17 protein-coding genes are annotated in these 20139 nt (G+C 28.8%); all 17 read right to left on the reverse strand.

Features of this window, described 5'->3' with window-relative positions; genetic code table 11:
* Positions 1-38: 38 nt before the first annotated feature.
* Positions 39-842 carry a hypothetical protein gene (locus Q1J48_RS03620; protein ID WP_300344931.1) on the reverse strand — a complete coding sequence of 268 codons (804 nt, stop codon included), beginning with the start codon at positions 840-842 and terminating at the stop codon, positions 39-41.
* A 39-nt stretch (positions 843-881) separates the two neighbouring features.
* The gene (gene gyrA / locus Q1J48_RS03625) at positions 882-3443 is read right to left on the reverse strand and encodes a DNA gyrase subunit A (protein ID WP_300344933.1); all 2562 of its coding nucleotides are present in this window, start codon (positions 3441-3443) and stop codon (positions 882-884) included.
* Positions 3444-3472: 29 nt separating this feature from the next.
* On the reverse strand, positions 3473-5380 hold the full coding sequence (gene gyrB / locus Q1J48_RS03630) for a DNA topoisomerase (ATP-hydrolyzing) subunit B (protein ID WP_300361313.1): 1908 nt from the start codon (positions 5378-5380) through the stop codon (positions 3473-3475).
* A gap of 27 nt (positions 5381-5407) precedes the next feature.
* Complete coding sequence (locus tag Q1J48_RS03635) at positions 5408-5962, reverse strand: DciA family protein (RefSeq protein WP_300344937.1); 555 nt, start codon at positions 5960-5962, stop codon at positions 5408-5410.
* A complete protein-coding gene (gene recF, locus Q1J48_RS03640; RefSeq protein ID WP_300344940.1) occupies positions 5949-7037 on the reverse strand; it encodes a DNA replication/repair protein RecF in 1089 nt (362 codons plus the stop codon). The genes Q1J48_RS03635 and recF overlap by 14 nt, the downstream gene beginning before the upstream one ends.
* 17 nt (positions 7038-7054) lie before the next feature.
* On the reverse strand, positions 7055-7261 hold the full coding sequence (gene yaaA / locus Q1J48_RS03645) for a S4 domain-containing protein YaaA (RefSeq protein ID WP_300344943.1): 207 nt from the start codon (positions 7259-7261) through the stop codon (positions 7055-7057).
* A 128-nt stretch (positions 7262-7389) separates the two neighbouring features.
* Entirely contained in the window at positions 7390-8100 is a 711-nt protein-coding gene (locus Q1J48_RS03650; RefSeq protein ID WP_300344946.1) for a biotin--[acetyl-CoA-carboxylase] ligase, read from the reverse strand.
* Positions 8081-8875, reverse strand: a complete 795-nt coding sequence (locus Q1J48_RS03655) for a nitroreductase family protein (RefSeq protein ID WP_300344948.1) — start codon at positions 8873-8875, stop codon at positions 8081-8083. The genes Q1J48_RS03650 and Q1J48_RS03655 overlap by 20 nt, the downstream gene beginning before the upstream one ends.
* A gap of 15 nt (positions 8876-8890) precedes the next feature.
* Entirely contained in the window at positions 8891-10171 is a 1281-nt protein-coding gene (locus Q1J48_RS03660; protein WP_300344950.1) for an ArsB/NhaD family transporter, read from the reverse strand.
* Positions 10172-10189: 18 nt separating this feature from the next.
* Positions 10190-11119, reverse strand: coding sequence for a PTS sugar transporter subunit IIA (locus Q1J48_RS03665; protein WP_300361315.1), 930 nt, complete (start codon positions 11117-11119; stop codon positions 10190-10192).
* A 12-nt stretch (positions 11120-11131) separates the two neighbouring features.
* A complete protein-coding gene (locus tag Q1J48_RS03670; RefSeq protein WP_300361317.1) occupies positions 11132-12409 on the reverse strand; it encodes an ArsB/NhaD family transporter in 1278 nt (425 codons plus the stop codon).
* 93 nt (positions 12410-12502) lie between these two features.
* On the reverse strand, positions 12503-15019 hold the full coding sequence (locus tag Q1J48_RS03675; protein ID WP_300361320.1) for a DegV family EDD domain-containing protein: 2517 nt from the start codon (positions 15017-15019) through the stop codon (positions 12503-12505).
* A gap of 29 nt (positions 15020-15048) precedes the next feature.
* Positions 15049-15594, reverse strand: coding sequence for a helix-turn-helix domain-containing protein (locus Q1J48_RS03680; RefSeq protein WP_300331988.1), 546 nt, complete (start codon positions 15592-15594; stop codon positions 15049-15051).
* Between the two features lies 1 nt (position 15595).
* Positions 15596-16801 carry a CinA family nicotinamide mononucleotide deamidase-related protein gene (locus tag Q1J48_RS03685; protein WP_300361323.1) on the reverse strand — a complete coding sequence of 402 codons (1206 nt, stop codon included), beginning with the start codon at positions 16799-16801 and terminating at the stop codon, positions 15596-15598.
* Between the two features lie 21 nt (positions 16802-16822).
* A complete protein-coding gene (locus Q1J48_RS03690; RefSeq protein WP_300331983.1) occupies positions 16823-17320 on the reverse strand; it encodes a phosphatidylglycerophosphatase A family protein in 498 nt (165 codons plus the stop codon).
* Positions 17320-19488 carry a peptidase U32 family protein gene (locus Q1J48_RS03695; RefSeq protein WP_300361326.1) on the reverse strand — a complete coding sequence of 723 codons (2169 nt, stop codon included), beginning with the start codon at positions 19486-19488 and terminating at the stop codon, positions 17320-17322. Before Q1J48_RS03695 ends, Q1J48_RS03690 begins: the two co-directional genes overlap by 1 nt.
* A 12-nt stretch (positions 19489-19500) precedes the next feature.
* Positions 19501-20094: a dephospho-CoA kinase gene (gene coaE, locus Q1J48_RS03700; RefSeq protein WP_300361329.1), complete on the reverse strand. Its 594-nt coding sequence runs from the start codon at positions 20092-20094 to the stop codon at positions 19501-19503.
* Positions 20095-20139: the final 45 nt, after the last annotated feature.

Raw genomic sequence — 20139 nt, forward strand, 5'->3', positions numbered from 1 at the left:
TCTGACACTGCTACTATCTTCATATTTTTTCCTTATCATTAAGCTATAAATAATGTTGTTTCTGCTTGCTCCATTATTTTTATACCAACTTTTTTTGTTATTTTTTCATATAAATATGAATTACTTAAGTTACCCATTATCAACACATCTTCCTCTTTACAAATTTGTAAAAAAGCATCTGAATCAGATTTTAAAATTTTTACAGAATCTACTTTTATTCCTTTTCCTTCCATAAAAGAGTTTAAATAATTTTCTTTTTCTTCCTCTTCATCATCCTCGTGTTCTTGAACTAAGCTATCTACTAATTCAAAAGATTTTATTTCATCCACATGTGAGAAAATATTTATAAATCTTTGGAAACTTTTATTTACCTTTGTTCCATCATCATTTGCAATAGCTATTTTTTCTAGCTTAAGAGGTTTATCTCTTACAACTATTATAGGTTTGAAGAATCTTTTCATTAAAACTATTAAATCTTCTGTAAATCTCTCTTCTTTTTCTATAAGAAGCATATCTGATTTTTTTAATTCCTGTATAACTACTTCTGGAGTTATTCCAAAACTAACTTCTAGTTCCGCATCTATTCCATTTTCTTTAAGTTCCTCTTTTATTTTTTCTATTTCCCTTTCTTCAAAAGCGTTCCATTCTTTATTTATACCAGCTAGCATAGGTTCTAACATAATTCCATCAACAGCATTTGGTAAAAATTCTTTTTTTCTAACATCTCTTACATGAAAAGGTCTTATTCTAAAACCAAAATTATCTCTTAAATAAATAGCACTATCAATAAGATTTTTTCTATTGTAACCATTTCCTAAAACTAAAAGTACATTGTTTTCCATAAAAAGCCTCCTTTTTCATTATAAAAAATATAATGAGTTTTATATCTCTTCATCTTCCTCACTGTCAAAAGTTTGGAATAGTGAATCTTCTTCTATTATTTCTTCCATTTCTTGCTTTTTAGACATTTTTTCTGTTTCTAATGTTTCCTCTTCTGCTTCAGATAAAATTCTCTCTTCATCTTTTTCATTTTTTACTTTTACAACAGCAACAACTTTTGAATTGTCATCTGTTTTCATTATTATTACTCCTGATGTAGCTCTTCCATGAACAGCTATTGAATTTACTGCAGTTCTTATTACTACACCTGAAGAGTTTATTGCTATTATTTCTTCATCCTCTTTTACAGGTTTAACTCCTATTATTTCTCCTGTTTTATCTGTTAATCTAAAGTTTTTAATTCCCATACCACCTCTTTTTTGAGTAGTGTATTCTATAACTCTAGATCTTTTTCCATATCCATTAGCTGTAACAGTTAAAATTGTTTCCTCATCTGGAGAAGTTATTAGAAGTGCTGATACAACACTATCACCCTCTCTTAATGTTATTCCTTTTACACCTATTGCAGTTCTTGAAATACTTCTTACTTCATTTAGATCCATTCTTACTGAATATCCTAATTTTGTTGCAATAAATAATTGATCTGTTTCTTTTCTTATTAGTCCTGCAAAAACTAATCCATCTCCATCTCTGAAGTTTATTGCAATTTTTCCATTACTATTTATATTAGCATATTCCATTAAGTTTGTTTTCTTGATTGTTCCATCTTTAGTTACAAAAATAACTTCTTTTTCTTCTGAGAACTCTCTTACTTTTATTATGAAAGCTGGTTTTTCATCCTCTTGGAAATTAATAATATTGCTTATTAATTTTCCTCTTGATTGTTTTGAAGTTTCTGGTACCTCATAGGCTTTCATTTTATAAACTCTTCCCTTATCTGTAAATATCAATACAGTGTCTAGGTTAAGCATAACAAACATATCGGATACAAAATCATCCTCTATTGTATTTTGACTAGAAACCCCTCTTCCACCTCTTCTTTGAGCTTTGTAGTTATCTATTCCAATTCTTTTTACATAACCTTTATTTGTTATTGTAAGAATAACTTTTTCATCTTTAATAAGATCCTCTACATCTATATCTTTTCTTTCATCTTCTATAACTGTTCTTCTATCATCGTTATATTTCTCTTTAACCTCTTCTAATTCTTGCTTCATTATACCATATATTTTTTCATCATCAGCAAGAATTTCTTTAAATTCTTTTATTTTTCTTTCAAGTTCTTGGAATTCTTGTTCTATTTTTTCTCTTTCAAGTCCTGTTAATCTTTGTAATTTCATGTCCATAATAGATCTTGCTTGAATTTCTGAGAAAGCATATTTTTCAATTAAAGATTCCTTAGCTGAATTTGAATCTTTAGAATTTTTAATTAAAGAGATTATTCTATCTATATTTTCTAAGGCTATTCTAAATCCTTGTAAAATATGATCTCTTTTTTCAGCCTTATCTAATTCAAATTTAGTTCTTCTTGTTATAACTTCAAATCTATGTTTTATATACTCTTCTAAAACTTCTTTTAAGTTTAAAACTTTTGGAACATTATTTACTAGAGCTAACATTATTACTCCAAAAGAAGTTTGAAGATCTGTATATTTATAAAGTTTATTTAAAACTATTTCTGGTTCTTCACCTTTCTTTAGTTCTATTACAATTCTTATTCCTTCTCTGTCAGACTCATCTCTTAAATCTGAAATTCCTGTTAATTTTTTTTCTTTTACTAAAAGAGCTATTTTTTCTATAAGAGCTGATTTATTTACTTGATAAGGTATCTCATTAACTACTATGGCATGTTTTCCATTAGATATATCTTCTATCTTAACCTTTGCTCTTACTTGTATCTTTCCTCTTCCTTTAGTATAAGCATCATGTATACCTTTTCTTCCATTTATTATTCCACCTGTTGGGAAATCTGGACCAGGAATATAGTCAATTAATTCTTGAGAAGTTATATCTCTATTATCTATTAAAGCTAAAGTTCCATCAACCAATTCTCCTAAATTGTGAGGAGGTATATTTGTTGCCATACCTACTGCAATTCCAACTGTTCCATTTAATAAAAGGCTTGGTATTTTTGCTGGTAATACAACTGGCTCATCTAATGAGTCATCAAAGTTTTTTCTAAAATCTATTGTATCCTTATCTATATCAGCTAGAATCTCATCTGTTATTTTTGCCATTCTAGCCTCAGTATATCTCATTGCCGCAGCTCCATCACCATCGATGGAACCAAAGTTTCCATGTCCTTCAACAAATTCATATCTATAGTTGAAGTCTTGAGCCATTCTTACCATAGCTCCATATACAGCACTATCACCATGTGGGTGATATTTACCTAGAACTTCTCCAACGATTCTAGCACATTTTTTAAATGGCTTATCGTGAGTCATTCCCAATTCATTCATCGCATATAATATTCTTCTATGAACAGGTTTTAGTCCATCCCTTACATCTGGTATTGCTCTACTTACAATAACACTCATGGAATAGTCTAAGTAGCACTGTTTCATTTCTTCTTCTACATATTTATCTATAACGTTAGACATTCTACCTACTTCCTCCTAAATAATTACAATTAGATATCTAAATTTTTAACAAATTCTGCATGAGCTTCTATAAACTCTCTTCTTGGCTCTACTTTATCTCCCATAAGTTTGTCAAATATAAGGTCAGCCTCTCTTGCATCATCAACTTTTACTTGATAGAAAGTTCTAACATCTGGATCCATTGTAGTCTCCCACAATTGTTCTGGGTTCATCTCTCCCAATCCTTTATATCTTTGTAATGTATATTTTTTATTTTCTCCATCCAATCTAACTTGGATATCTTTTAATTGCTTATCAGTATAAGCATATTGTACAGATTTTCCTGTTGTAACTTTATATAATGGCGGTTGAGCAATATAAATATTTCCATTATGTAAAAGCTCCACTAGGTATCTGTAAAAGAATGTTAATAATAATGTTCTTATATGAGCTCCGTCAACGTCAGCGTCTGTCATTATTACTATCTTTCCATATCTTAATTTTTCTATATTAAAATTATCTCCAATTCCAGTTCCAAAAGCTGTGATCATTGATCTTATTTCAGCATTCTCTAGTGCTTTATGTAGTCCAGCCTTCTCTACGTTTAATATCTTTCCCCTAAGTGGTAAGATTGCTTGGAATCTTCTATCTCTTCCTTGTTTTGCTGATCCTCCTGCTGAATCTCCCTCAACTATATAGATTTCACATTCAGCTGGATTTTTTGAAGAACAATCTGCTAATTTTCCAGGTAGAGATCCAACTTCAAGAGCGGATTTTCTTAATACTAACTCTCTTGCTTTTTGAGCTGCTTCTCTTGCTTTTTTAGAGTTTAAAACTTTGTCAATTATTACTTTCATATCCCCTGGGTTATCTTCTAGGTACATTTTTAATTGAGAACCAACTATTGAAGAAACAACTCCAGTTACCTCTGAGTTTCCTAATTTTGTTTTTGTCTGCCCTTCAAATTGAGGTTGTGGTATTTTAACAGATATTATTGCTGTTAACCCTTCTCTTATATCGCTTCCTTGTAATTTTCCATCTTTTTCTTTTAGGTATCCTAAAGTTTTTCCTAAATCATTGATGACTCTTGTAAGAGCTACTTTATATCCACTAACATGAGTTCCACCTTCATGAGTATGGATATTATTTACAAAGGAATAAATTGTTTCTCTTTGGTTTGTATTATAAAGCATAACAGCTTCAAATATTACTCCATCAGCTTCACCTGACATATATATAGGTTCTTTTATAAGTTTTACAGAATCTTTTTCTACCTCTCTGATATAATCTATTATTCCACCTTGGAATTCTAATTCTGTTGATTTAACTGGTTCTTTTCTTAAATCATTTAACTCTATTCTTAAACCTTTGTTTAGGTATGCTAATTCTTTTAATCTTGTTTCTAAAGTTTCATAGCTATATATTAGAGTTTCAAAAATTTCTCCATCAGCCTTAAATTTTACTTTAGTTCCTGTTTCATCAGCTTCACCAATAATTTTTACATCCTCTTCTGGTTTTCCTCTGTCATATCTTTGAAACCATACTTTTCCTTCTCTTTTTACTTCTACTTCAAGCCACTCAGATAAAGCATTAACTACTGATACCCCAACTCCATGAAGTCCTCCAGATACCTTATAGTTATCATTTTCAAATTTTCCTCCAGCATGAAGTACTGTAAGAACTATTTCTAAAGCTGATTTTCCATATTTAGGGTGCATTCCTGTTGGAATTCCTCTTCCATTATCTATAACCTCAATTATATTATTAGGAAGAACATTTACTATAATTTTATCACAATATCCTGCAAGAGCTTCGTCTATTGAGTTATCTACTATCTCCCAAACCAAATGATGTAAACCTCTTTCTGAGGTAGTTCCTATATACATCCCTGGTCTTTTTCTAACTGCTTCTAACCCCTCAAGGACCGTAATATTTTCTGCTTGATAATTATTACCCATCTTTCCCTCCGAATCTATTCTAAATCTTTAATTTTTATTAATTACTGTTTCTAATGGTATTCCCATACATCTATCGCATAAATCTCTCTTTCCTAAAAAAATACTTCCACACTCTTTACATTTTGAGTACCCCTCTTTTAAAAGATACTCCTCTCTTTTTTTAGAAAGATTTGCTAAATATTTTATGCTCTCCTCTAAAGACATATTTTCTGTTTCATATGTATCTGGAATTACCCTTCTATCCTTTAACTTTTCTTTATATTCATTCTTTAATTTTTCTATTTCAAATTTATTCTCAATATTTATTTTTCCAGTTTTAAAAACTATATTCTTTATATACTCTCCCTGAAAATATCCATTTATCTTATCTATATATTCAGACTTTTTCATATTCATATAATGGAGATATGTTGAACTTTCAACTTTTACATACAAAACCTTATCTTTTATGCCTACCACTTCAGAAATTTTATGAACTTTTCCTACTATCTCTTCCCACTTCCCCACAAGGATAGATGTTCGAAGAGTATTACTTTTTTTTATAGCATCTAAAATCATATTATCAAGTTCAATTATCTTCATAAACCTCTCCTGATTTTACTGAAAATATCTTAGCTCCAATATTCATTGTTTCCGTTGAAGTTATTATTACCTGTATCTCTCTTTTTTTTAAATAGTCTAATATATTCTCTTTTCTTATTGAGTCAAAATATGAAGAGACATCATCTATTAAAAATATAGGACTCTCTCTTTTTTCCTTCAGTATCATATCTATTTCTGAAAGTTTTAAAGAAAAAATTATAGATTTCTTTTCTCCTTGAGATGAAAAAGATTTTGCCTCTTTCTCCTCTAATAAAAATAAAAAATCATCTTTTTGAGGTCCAACATTGGAATACCCATATTTTATCTCTCTAAAAAATTCCTCTTTTATTTTTTCTCTAAAAAGATTCTCAAGATAATCTGTATCTATTTTTTTTATCTCTCCTAAAAAAGAGCTATATTTTAAAGAAAGTTCTTTTTTATTATCAAAAAGTTTCCTATAATTTAAATTTAAAATTATAGAGATATTTTTTATATACTCTATTCTTTTTTTTATAATTTTTACTCCATATTTTATAAACTCTTCCTGATAAATTTGAAACATCTCATTTTTATAATTTTTTTCTTTCAGATATTTATTTCTGATTTTTAAAAGTTTTGTGTATTCTTTTAAATTTTTAAAATATTCTTCATTCCCCTGAGAAATCTCTCCATCAAAAAATTTTCTTCTGATAGAGGGACTCCCGACTATTAACTCTATATCTTCTGGAATAAATGAAATCACATTAACTTTTCCATAAAATTCATCATAGGGTACTTTTTTTCTATTGAATGAATATTCTTTTTTTTGGCTATCTATCTTTACACTTAAATTTTTTTGGTTTATTCTATCCTCATATTCTATAAAACAACCTACTTTATTTTTTCCATATTTAATCATATCTGGGTTTTTGGAAGTTCTAAAACTTTTTCCAGTAGCTCCAAAATAAACAGCCTCTATTATAGAGGTTTTTCCCTGTCCATTCTTTCCTAGAAATAAATTTATTTTTGGAGAAAACTTTAAATTTCTATCTATAAGATTTCTAAAATTTATATAATTTATCTCTAGGATTTTCAACTCTACACCTCTTTAAATTATTCTACAACAAATTCTTTATCAAATACTTTTACTTTGTCTCCTGAACGAAGTTTTTTCCCTCTTCTTGTTTCAATCTCTCCGTTTACTTTTACTTCATTATTTAAAATCATATCTTTTGCATCTACACCACTCTCTGCAATTCCTACCCATTTTAAAAATTGATCTAATTTTATAAACTCTGTATCTATTTTAATTTTTTCCATTTTTCCTCCTCAAAAAAACTTTTGTTTACTATATATTTTATCATAAATTGCTATATTTTTCAATTTTTCCATTGGATTATTAAAATAAAAAACATTCAAAATATTTAAATATTTTGAATGTTTTTCTTTTATTTGGATATGTGAATTTCACCAATAGAAAAAGTTTCATTTTTATTATCTATCTCAATAATAATCTCTCCACTTTTGTCTATCTCTTTAGCAATTCCTTCTTTAGTTTTTCCATCTCTCAGATCTATCATTATTTTTTTATTATAAAGATAATTCTTTGAATTTAGATACTCTAAAATATTCCACCAGTTACCACTTAAATATTCATTTATATTTTTCTTAAAATCTTCTATAACTTTAAAGATTACCTCTTCAATTATATAATCTTTTCCTGTTATAGATTTTAATGAAAGACCTTTTCCAAGAGCCTCCCCTTTGATCTCATTATTTAGATTTATCCCTATCCCAATAATAAAATCTTTATTTTTCTTTTCAACTAAAATTCCACTTATTTTTTTGTCATTAGCATAAATATCATTAGTCCATTTAAATTGAAATTTTATCTCTTTTTCTAATTCTTCAAAAGTTTTAAGTAATGAATATCCAACAACTAAAGGAAGTTTTACATATTGACTTATATCCACGTCTTCTCTTTCTTTTAGGATAAAGCTAAAATATGCTCCCCCCTCTTCAGAGGACCAATTATTTCCTCTACGCCCTCTTCCAGAACTTTGAGTTTTAGCTATTGCTATTTCATATTCTTCTTTTCCCTCTAGATTTTTTAAAAAGCTATTTGTTGAATCTATAGTCTCAAATCTGTGTATTTTCATCTTCATCTCCTACTAAAAATTTCCATATTCCATCTTTCTTTCTCCACTCACCTTTACAATTAACGCTTCTAGCCCCTTGTTCAAAATGAAGCATAGCTATTCCTTTATCAATTTTTTCATAGCCATTATTTTCTTTTATATTAATTGTTATATAGTTATTATTCTTATCGAAAAACCATGGTTGTTTATTTCTAGCAGACGGAGCTTTTTGTACAAACTCTAACCCTCTTATTATCCAATCTTTTTCATTTTCTTCTATTTTCTCTATATTTGGAAATAAATCTATAATTCTTTTTCTTTTTCTTCCAATTACAGATATAAGCTTTTCAAATCCATCTTTTTCTTCAGACTCTACTTTCCCAAAAGCTATTAAACAATATATTTTCTCTCCATAATCAAGACTTATTTCTTCTGTAATCTCTTTATGATCATATGTAGCTCCTATCCAACAAGTTCCAAATCCCATTTGAACAAGTTTCAAAACAAGATATTCACCATAATATCCTATCTTTTCCTCTATTTTTTTCTCTTTAGGTTCTCCAACAAGGGCTATATATGAATTACATCCTCTTATTAAACCATAGGAATGAAATCCACTAAAAATTTCTCCTCCATAGTTTACCACTGCTTTAAAAGAAAGACCTCTCACTTCGTTGATTCTGTCTAAAATCTCTACTATCTTTACCTCTTCATCTATTGTAATCTCTTCTTCAGTAAATTTTCTTCTTGAGGTTCTACACATTATCTCACTCGTCAGATTTTCTTCTATTTTCATTGAATTTCTTTCCTCCTAATTATACCTAGCCAATAAATATATTGTAGCTACAACCAAAGTTTGAAGGGATATTGAAGCTCCAAACTTTAAAAATTTTATAAAATCTATCTTACAACCAGCTTTTTTAGAAGCAGCTACCGCCACTACATTAGTAGCTGAAGCTAATATTGTAAGATTTCCACCTAAACAAGATCCGAATGATAATGCCCACCAAAGTGCATTAACATTTGATTGCCCTTGAAAAGAAGGTAACATTACATTAACTATTTTTGAAACAGTAGCTGCATTAGCAACGTTTCCAATTATTGAAGTAAATAATCCAGAGATCCAAGTTATTGAGATAAGTGCTAAATTAAAATTACCCTCTGTTAAATGAACAAGTTTATTTCCAATAAAATCTATTATATGAAGATTTTCTATTCCTGTTATCATCATAAATAATCCTATAAAGAAAAATAGTGTTTCCCATTCTACATTATTTAATATCTCTTTTGGTTCTTTGTGAGTTATTACAACTAAAAATAAAGCCCCTGAAAGTGCTATTATTGCAAGACCTTTATCTATAAAATTATTTAAAACAAATCCTACCAAAACCAAAGAGAATATAAACATTGATATTCTTAAAATCTTTACATCTTTTAAAGAACGGCTAGAATCCATTTCCATCATTCTTACTTTTAAATCTCTTGATATATGCATTTTTCTACAATAGAAGAAATATACATTTCCTAGTAATATTGCCATTGAAATAATTGACATTGGAGCAGTATTTAGTAAAAATTCATTAAAAGTTAGTCCCCCTTCAGATCCAATGATTAATTGTGTTGGGTCTCCAATAAGAGTTGCTAATCCCCCAATATTTGCTGACATTATTTCAGTCATTACAAATGGAAAAGGATCCACTTTTAACTCATTAGCCAATAAAATAGATATAGGTGCCATCAATAAAATTGTAGTAACATTATCTAAGAATGCTGAACAAACAGCTGTTATTATAGAAAGCATAACTATCAATCTAAAAGGTTCCCCTTTTGTAAGTTGTGCCACCTTAATAGCAAACCATTGAAACACACCTGTCTCAGATATAATGTGAACCATCATCATCATACCTATTAACAAAAATAATATCTCCAATCTCTCATAAATAGCTTTTAATGCCTGAGCTTCATTTAAGATTCCAATTAAAGCCATTATTAATCCGCCTAACATAGTCGCCCATGCACTTGGTATTTTTTCCGTAATTATAAAATAAAACGTTACAATAAATATTAGTATACCAACTATTAAGTAAAACATATTTCCTCCTACTTGCTTTTAAATATGAAGAACTTTTTTAATTATATCATATCTTCTGATAACTCCACGGAACTTTCCTTTATCTACTACATATAGTCTTGTATACCCTTTATTTACCATTATAAAGCATATTTCCATTATAGGAGTTTTTCTATCTAAGATATGTAAGTCCTCTTTTTTTCTATAAATGTCTTTTATTGTTTCAACCTTTTCTTTTAATAAATATTCTTCAAAAGGTTCTCCTACTGTTAAGAAATCCAAATCTTTCATTAAAGATAAATATTTAGGCATTCCATAATTTATAAGCTCTTTTTCTGTAATTTCTCCTAAAAAGTTATTATCTTTATCCACAACAGGTATTCCGCTTATTTTTTCATTTATTAATCTTCTTGCTACTTCATCTAGAGTAGTAGTCTCATAAACGGGATCTATATTTGGACTCAAAACGTCATCAGCTATTATTTTGTGATCAAACTCAATATTAGCATCTTCAATTGCTTTAAAAACTTCTTTTGGTGATTTAGCATTTTTTATTTTTTCTAAATACTCAGTTTTTTTCATTGCAATTTTTGAAATTCCACCCATAATTTTTAACATATTTTTATTTTTTAGAATATCAGAAATAACTAAGAATATTACTTTTACCTTATCAGTTTCTTCTAATCCTTCAACTTTTATTTCAAATGGTTTTTCTAATATACCAACAGCAACTATAAAATCATTGAAATTAGGTATTCTTGCATGTGGAACTGCTACTCCCATACCTATTGCAGTTGAGATCTCTCTTTCTCTTTTTATTACAGATCTTTTTATTTCTTCTTTTTTCTCCTCCACTATTTTTTCTTGATCTGCAATTTTATCTATTATTTCCTCTATTATTTCTTCTTGAGTTCTCCCTTGAAGATTCATAAAAATTAATTTTTTGTCAAAATAATTACAAAGTTTCATACCCTTCCTCCATTAATATCTTACATAAATATAGATTAAACTTAATACAACCGATTGTGCTACAACAATTGTTCCCCACTTAAAAAATTCTTTAAAAGTGATTTCAATTCCTACTTTTTTTGATACTGAAGCTCCAACCATATTGGCTGCTGCTCCTACTATTGTCATATTTCCACCTAGACAAGCTCCAAGAGACAATGACCACCATAATACATTTGTATCCCCACTGTAATTTGGTAATATTTCTAAAATTATCTTACCAAAAGAAAGCGCATGAGGTATTGAACCTATTATTGGTGACAATCCTGCTGAAACCAAAAGGATTAAACTTGATGTAAGCTCTAAGTTTCCTGCTGTCAATGATACTACATACTCTCCTATCATTTTTACAATACCTAATTCCTCTATTCCTTGGATTACTACAAATAATCCTCCAAAGAAAAATAAAGTATCCCATTCAACTTTTACAAGTACATCTTCTGGTTTTTTTCCACTTAAAACAACTAGAATTCCTGCTCCTAATACAGCTATTATTGAAAGTCCTATATCTGTGAAACTATTTGTTAAAAAACCTAATATTACACCCATAAAAACAATTATAGACTGCATTAAAAGTTTTTTATTCTTTATTGTTCTTGATAAATCTAACTCCATTATAGTAGCTCTTAATTCTCTAGAAACATGCATTCTTGGTTTTAAATACAAGCTTGCACTCACTATTAATACAATAGCATTTATCAAGACAATAGGTCCTAAATGAACTATAAATTCATTGAAGGTTATTTTTCCAAGACTTCCTATTATCAAGTTTGGTGGATCCCCTATCATTGTGGCTGTTCCACCTATGTTTGACATAAATATCTGCATAAGAACAAACGGTTTTGGATCAAGCTCTAGCCTCTTAGCTAAAAAAATAGTAACTGGAACAATCAAAAGTATTGTTGTAACGTTATCTAGGAACGCTGAAAATGTTGCTGTTACTATGGATAAAAGTGCAAGAATCTTTATAGGATCCCCATTAACTGACTGAGCAATTTTTATTGCTACCCATTGGAATATCCCTGTTTCTGACATTATTTCCACAATAATCATCATTCCTATAAGCAATACTAAAATCTCTAAATTATGACCCACAACTTCAAGAGCTTTTTTTTCGTTTAAAATATTTACAACTACCATTAAAGCTCCACCGATTACAGACACTAACGATTTCGGATATTTTTCAGTTATGATAAAGTAAAATGTAACCAAAAAGATCAGTATCCCCATAATCATTAACATATTTCCCATTTTCCCCTCCGACCTCAAAATAAATTCTGAGTATTTAAAATATATAAAGGACTCTTCAAAGAGTCCTTTTTTACATGGTCTTTATTTAAAATTTTATCTAATTTTATCCATTATTCCTATTCCATATACAGAACCTACATGAGATCCAATTACAGCTCCAATTTCTACTCTTCCTCTGTAATCAACTTTTTTGAATTTTTCAGCTATTGTTTTTAATGTATCTGCATTAGTAAGTTCGCTGTGGTTTCCTCCCCAAGCAGTATATAATATTATAGATGTTTTAGCTGATTTAATTATTTTTTCCATATGAAGAAGTGCTCCTTTTTCTCCTAAAACTTTAGTTTCTAAAGAAACCTCTCCATTTTCCACTTTCAATACTGGTTTTACTCTGAAGATTCCTCCTATGAAAGCTGATGCTTTTCCAATTCTTCCACCTCTTTGTAGATATTCTAAATCTTTAACTACAAAGTAAACTTTCATAGCTTCTTTTGTCTCTTCTATCCATTTTATAATCTCTGATAGTTCTTTTCTTTGTTGAGCCATTTTTGCAGCTTCTACTGCTAAATGTCCTAAAGCAAATGTAACAGTTTTTGAATCTATTATAATGATGTCATCTTCTCTATTAGACATTCCTCTTCCAACTCTTGCAGCCTGTTGAGTACCACTTAGTTTTCCAGAAATGTGTATTGATATAATTTTCTTATATCCTTTTGCAAATAATCTCTCATAAAGAGCTTTAAATTCTGCTGGAGATGGTTGAGAAGTTTTTGGTAATTGTCCTTCCTCAATAATCTTTTTCCAGAACTCTTGTTTAGAGATATCTACACCATCTCTATAATAATTATCTCCATCTAATTTAACTTTTAATGGAATTATTTCTATATTATTTAGATCTCTTATCATCTCTTCTGATAAATCTGAAGTAGAGTCTGTAACTATTGCGATCTCTGGTAATTTTGGATCTCTATTTTCTATATAAATATAGTAAGGATAGTGATCTTGTTTACAGATTATCTCTTCATATTTTACATTTGAAGCTACCTTTTTTAAATTTAAAGTTGATTGTTCTTCAGCTTCTTTTCCAAGAGATACAAGCACATTTAATGTATTTTCTACAAAATATTTATTTGCTACTTTTTCTGTCATCTCTTTTAATGACTCAGCTGTTTCTTGAATTTTTCCATTAACAATTGCAATATAGTTTCCTTCTTTTATTTCAAGTTCATCAACTCTAGTATTTCTTACTGCTTTTGTTATTTCAATAGAAGTATTTATACCTAAATGATCAATTACACTTTCCATTTTTAAATCTTTATTTTTTATAATGTAGTGCCCTTCTAACATACTTTTAGTTTCTAATACTGTAACTTCTTTATTTTTTGCTCTCTCTGCAGCTATTTTAGCAGCTGATATTATATTTTTATTATTTGGTAGAACTATTATTTTTTCAGCTGATATTTTTTTAATTCCCTCTTCTATATCAGCTACGCTTGGGTTATTTGTCTGTCCACCAATAAGCACAGCTGTTGCCCCAGCATTTAAAAATACTTCCCCCATCTCTCTGTTGTCAACAATAGCAAAATATCCAATAGGTCTAGAGTTTTCATTTCTTATTATAATATTGCTATCTTCAATCTCATAAGCCCCATCTTTGAATAATTTATTATTGTGATGTTGAATCTCCATATTTTCTATCTTCATATTAGATAAGTTTCCTAAAGAACAAGCTATTTCTAGAACAAGTCCAGGATTATTTGTATGGATATGTGTTTTTGTTTTTTTAGAAGTTTGAGCACAAACTAAAGAGTCCCCATAGATACCTATTTTCGCCTTATACTCTTCTAAATCAAAATTTCCATTCTCGATAATAAATTCAGTACAATATTTAAATTTGATCTCTTCTAAAGCTACTGCTGTGGCATCTAAAATCTCTTTTCTTTTAGATTGAGATTGAATAATTCTTTCCAAATCCTCTAACATTTGAGGATCTGTTATAGATTTTTCAAATCCCTCTAAAATATAGAAAATCCCTTTTCCTCCTGCATCAACTACGCCAGCTTCTTTTAATTTTGGTAAAAGGTTTGGAGTTTCTTCTACTGCTTCTGCTGAAACATTTTTTAAGTGCACTAAAAATGGGATAAAATCATTTTTATCTCCATCATAAAGTTTTGCTGCCTCTGATACTCTTCTTATAACTGTAAGAATAGTTCCTTCAACAGGGTTGCTAACAGCATTATATGCTTTCTCTTTAGCTTTTTCAAAAGCTCTTATAACATCATCTACTGTTGCTTCTTCTTTGTCTTGAATTCCTAATAAAAATCCTTGAATTATTTGAGATAGAATCGTTCCAGAATTCCCTCTAGCTCCTAAAAGTATTGCCTCTGATACTATTTCACATAACTCGGCCATTTTTGGCTCATAATTTAATTTTACAAGTTGGTTCTCCACTGATTGCAAAGTCATTGACATATTTGTTCCAGTATCTCCATCTGGTACTGGATAAACGTTTAAGTCATTCAATACATCAGCATGTCTTGATAACCATCTACTTGCTGCAATAAGAAGTTTTGTAAGTCTCATCACATTTAATACTTGTATTTTTATTTCCATTCTTCCTCCAAATTTTAATATTCTAAAAATTAGAATGTTGGTGGGCTAACTACCCAAATTGCTTTTGTTATTTTTTTACCATTATTTTTAAATCTATGGTTTAAAGTAGATTTAAAATAGAAACTATCCCCTTCGTTTAATGTAGTAACTTGGTTTTCTATATAGATATCTAAACTTCCTTCTATTATATATATAAATTCTTCTCCTGGATGATTAAATGACCCTCTTCCACTTTCTCCACCAGGCTTTATTTCATAAATAATTGGTTCCATATCTTTTTCTAATTTTGAAGAAGTTAAAAGTCCTATTGATGTCTTAGAATCTATACTTTCTACATACTTTATCTCATCTTTTTTTACAAGGAAAGTCTCTAATTTTTCCTCTTCTTCTATTAGATAGCTAACTTTTACTTCTAAGTTATTTGCTATCTTTTTTAAATTTTCTATTGATGGTGATGCTTTTCCCTGTTCGATTTGTGATAAAAAACTTGCTGATAATTCAACTTTTTTAGCAAGTTCTCTCAAAGAAAAACCTTTTTCTGCTCTATGCTTTTTTATTTTCTCTCCTATAGTCATACTAATATTTTCCTTTCAACATTTTATTCAAATAAAACAAGCACTGTAATGTTGCTCTCTCCCTAATTTTATTTCTTGTCCCTACGAAAACTTTTCTCTCTACTACTACCCTGTCTTTTACTTTTATTCCCATATAAACCAAACCAACTGGTTTTTCTGGAGTCCCTCCTAAAGGACCTGCTACCCCTGTTGTTGCTATTCCTACATCAGTTTTTAATCCTCTAACCATTTCTTCGGCTGTTTCTTTACTTACTGCTCCATACTTTTCTAGGGTTTCTTTTTTTACTCCTAATCTTTTCTGCTTTGCTTCATTGCTATATGTTGTAATTCCTTCTTCATACACTTCTGACGCTCCAGATACTCCTACTATCTTAGCAGAAAGCATTCCACCTGTACAAGATTCTGCAACAGACAATGATAGTTTTTCTTGTTTTAGTTTTTCTATAACTAAATTTTCTAATCTATCATTTCCTTCTCCAAAAATATTGTCACCTATTATATTATATATCTTTTCGGCAATTTTTTCCACTATGTTTTTATTACTATTTTTTCCTTGGAGTCTTATTATGATTCCAAAATCCTTTACTAAGAACTCATAATCAATTCCCTCTTCTGTAAAAAAGCCACTTATTATCTGATCTAAATGAGCCTCTCCAATTCCATAAACTAAAAGATCTCTGATATAGATTTTATCTACAAGTAAATCTTTTTCCCTTGCAAACCACTCCAAAAATCTAGGGAACATATCATACACTTCTGAAGGAACACCTGGAAAAGAAACTATCCCATCCACATAAACAGCTGGACACATACCAACTTTATTTGGAATAGATACTGCTCCTTCTGGTTTTTCAACTTGCTTTATATTATTTGGAGTATATGTTAATTGCCTCTCTTCAAATTTTTTCATCATTATTGCAAGATCTTCATCATCAACAATAATTTTTTTATTCAGAAACATTGCCACAGCATCTTTTGTTATATCATCAATTGTTGGTCCAAGACCTCCAGATGTTATAATTAAATCACTATTTTTTCTGGCAAATTCTAAAGCAACTAATATATCCTCTATGCTATCCTTCACTGTTAATTTATTTTTTATCTCTATCCCATATTTATTTAACTCTTCTGCCATAAAAATACTGTTAGTATCTACTGTTCCTCCACTCAGAAGTTCCGTCCCAACAAGAATTATACTAGCCTTCATTTCCTTCATCTCCCTTTATTATTAAAAGAAATATGTCCATATACAAAGTAATATAAAATTTCCTATAATTCCAGCTAAAAAGTCATCCATTGTAACACCTATTCCGTCTTTTAAAGCCTGTACTTTATCTATTGGACCTATTTTTGTTATATCTAATATTCTAAATATCACAAAAGCAAGAGCTATTGCTATTAAAAATTCTTTTACCCCTGTTGGATTAACAAGAAATAATGTTGTCATAAATCCTAAAACCTCATCTATTACAACCTGTTGTGGATCCTCTTTTTTAAATATAACCTTTTCACTTATATCTGAAACATATACGCTCAAAGCAAAAAAAGTCATAAGAAAAACAAAATAAAATGAGTTATATAGGGTTATATTTGGAAAAATTTTTCTTAAAAAATTAATTCCTATATATAATGGAATCCCTCCTAAAGTCCCAAAAGTTCCCGGAGCTTTTGGCATATCTCCAAGACCAAACCAAGTAGCTAAATTTCTAACAGTCATTGTCTTCATTAAAATACTCCTCTCTCATAGTTATAAGGACTATAAGCATTTTCTTTTTTATCTATATTTTTTATTATATAATTTATTTCTTCCTCTGTTTCATCTAAAAGTTCTATCACAACCTCATCTATTCCAAGTTTTCCCAATCTTTTTACTTGGCTAAGTACATTTAATGGTTTTTTGAAATAGATTTCATTATTTCCAAACTCATTTATTCTTGAAATAAATATATCCTGTTGTTCATTTTCAAATGTACTCTTATCAGCTATGATACCAAGCTCTATATACATTCCCTTTAATTTTGAATATCCCAACATAGCTTTTCTTACTGGAACTTTCCCAATATTTTCTATCTCTTCATATTTTAATTCTGGAGATATAATAACTGTTTTTACCCCTTTTATTTTTGAGTATTCATTTAATGTATAAATATTTCCAACATTCAAATTCCATCCAACAGTTATATCATCAGTTTTATTTTCCAATACTTGATATAGATTTGTAGCCAGATTTGAATTTAGATCTATTTTATCTAAATTTTCCTCTTTGGCAACATCATATCCCCTATGATAAATTTTATTTATTCCCAAACTTCTAACAATATCTTCTTGCTCTTTAGTAGTTACCATAACAGAAATTTCTGGAGTTTTCACCTCATCTTTTTCTATCTCTATCTTAAATATTTTTTCATTTGTTAAATTTCTTCTATAACTTTCCACAAGTTTTTCTTCTAAAACTTTTAGTAAATTTCTTCTAAGTTCTTTTAAAACTGATATTGGTAAGAAAATATTATTGTCTATATACACTTTGCAATCCTTAACTATAAAAGTAGTATCTCCTGTTTCCATTAATTTTTCCTCTATATTTTTTGGATCTGCACTTTTTTTACTAGCCTCTTCTATTAAATTTTCTCCGACTAGGCTCTCAATAATTTCTTTTCCGCTATTATTTATTATCTTACCTTTTAAAATTGGTTTTTCTCCCAATCTTCCTTCAAAAATTAATTCTATCTCTTGTTTTTTATTTTCTGATTTTAATCTTGAAGAAATTTCATCTATAACGACTTTATCAAAATTTTTGAAAACATATTTTGCTCCCTTTGGTGCATTTTTTAAAATTATTTTATCCCCAACTTGAGCTTCCTTAAATTTTTCTCTTTGATTTTTCTTTTCTATTCTATTTATATAATCTCCACCTAATACTTGGTAGTCTTTTGATAGATAAGTTATCCCATCACCTAAAACTATACTATCCTCTAGCAATAACTCTTTTCCACTTATAATTCCAATAGGTTTTCCCATTGTAGCTGAATAATCTCTGTTCATTATATCAGATGGATTTGTTTCTTTATAAAAATATCCTTTTGAATAACCTCTGTTGAATACATTTGAAAGTTTTTCCTCTCTGTCAATATTATCAATCATATCTTTAAAATATGTAACTGCTTCATTAACATAAGTTTTTTCTTTCATTCTTCCTTCAATTTTTATACTATTAATTCCAATAGATTTTAATTTTTGAATTTCATCTTTTCCCATTAATTGGTCTTTAGGACTTAGTAAAAAGTTACATTTTCCCTCTTTATTATATAATTTTCTACAAGGTTGGGCACACATTCCTCTGTTTCCACTTCTTCCACCTATAAAACTACTCATATAACAATTTCCAGAATAAGAGATACATAAAGCTCCTGAAACAAAAACTTCTAATTCAATTGAAGTATTTTCTCTTATTTTTTTTATCTCTTCAAAAGTCATCTCTCTAGGTAATACTACCCTTTTAAATCCTAATTTTCTTAAGTATTCAGCTTCAATATGGTTTGAAACCGTCATCTGAGTACTTCCGTGAATATCTATTTCTGGAAAATTTTCCTTTATAAATCTAAAATATCCTAAATCTTGAACTATAATTGCATCTAGTCCATACTCATAAAGTGCTTTTAAATTTGTATATAAAAAATCTATCTCTACATTTTTCATAAGAGTATTTAAAGTAAGAAATATTCTAGTTCCTCTTTTATGAGCATAATCTATCGCTTCCTTATATTCATCTAAAGTAAAATTTTGTGCATTTCTTCTAGCTCCAAAACCTTTTATTCCCATATAGATTTCATCTGCTCCAGCATTAACTGCTGAATAAAATCTTTCTAAATTACCTGCTGGGGCTACTATTTTCATTTTTTCCTCCAATTATTTTTCTATCTCATTTAAAATTTTTTTATAAACTATTTCTACTTTTTCTTCAAGTTCAACTATTGTTCCATTATTTTCTATCAAAATATCTGACTTTAATTTTTTTTCTTCTAAGCTCATTTGAGAATCTATTATTTTTTTAGCTAGTTCTCTTGTTATCTTATCTCTTAAAATTAGTCTTTCTAGTTGTATCTCTTCGTCTACATAAACCAAAATATTTTTATCACACATTTTATAAATGTCTGTTTCAAATAGTAAAGGTACATCAAATATTATTATATCATTTTTAGAAGAATTTAACTTAATTTTTTTTAATTCATCTTTTATTTTAGGATGAAATATACTATTTAATACTTCTAATTTAGATTTATCAGAAAAAACAATATTTTTTAATTTTACCCTGTCTATATTATTTTTATCATCTAATATATCCTGTGATATTTTTTCTTGTATTTCTTTTATTACATCTTCACTATTTCCTAAATCTTTTGCTATTTTATCTGCATCAGCTATATATATTCCAAAACTTTTTAAGATGTTGCTCACTGTTGATTTTCCACTGGCTATTCCACCTGTAAGACCTACTATCATTCTTCCCTCCAAAAAATATTTCATCCCTTATTGTAGTGTTTTTTT

Origin of the sequence: Fusobacterium sp., from assembly GCF_029258315.1 — a bacterium.
In the GTDB taxonomy this organism is placed as follows: domain Bacteria; phylum Fusobacteriota; class Fusobacteriia; order Fusobacteriales; family Fusobacteriaceae; genus Fusobacterium_B.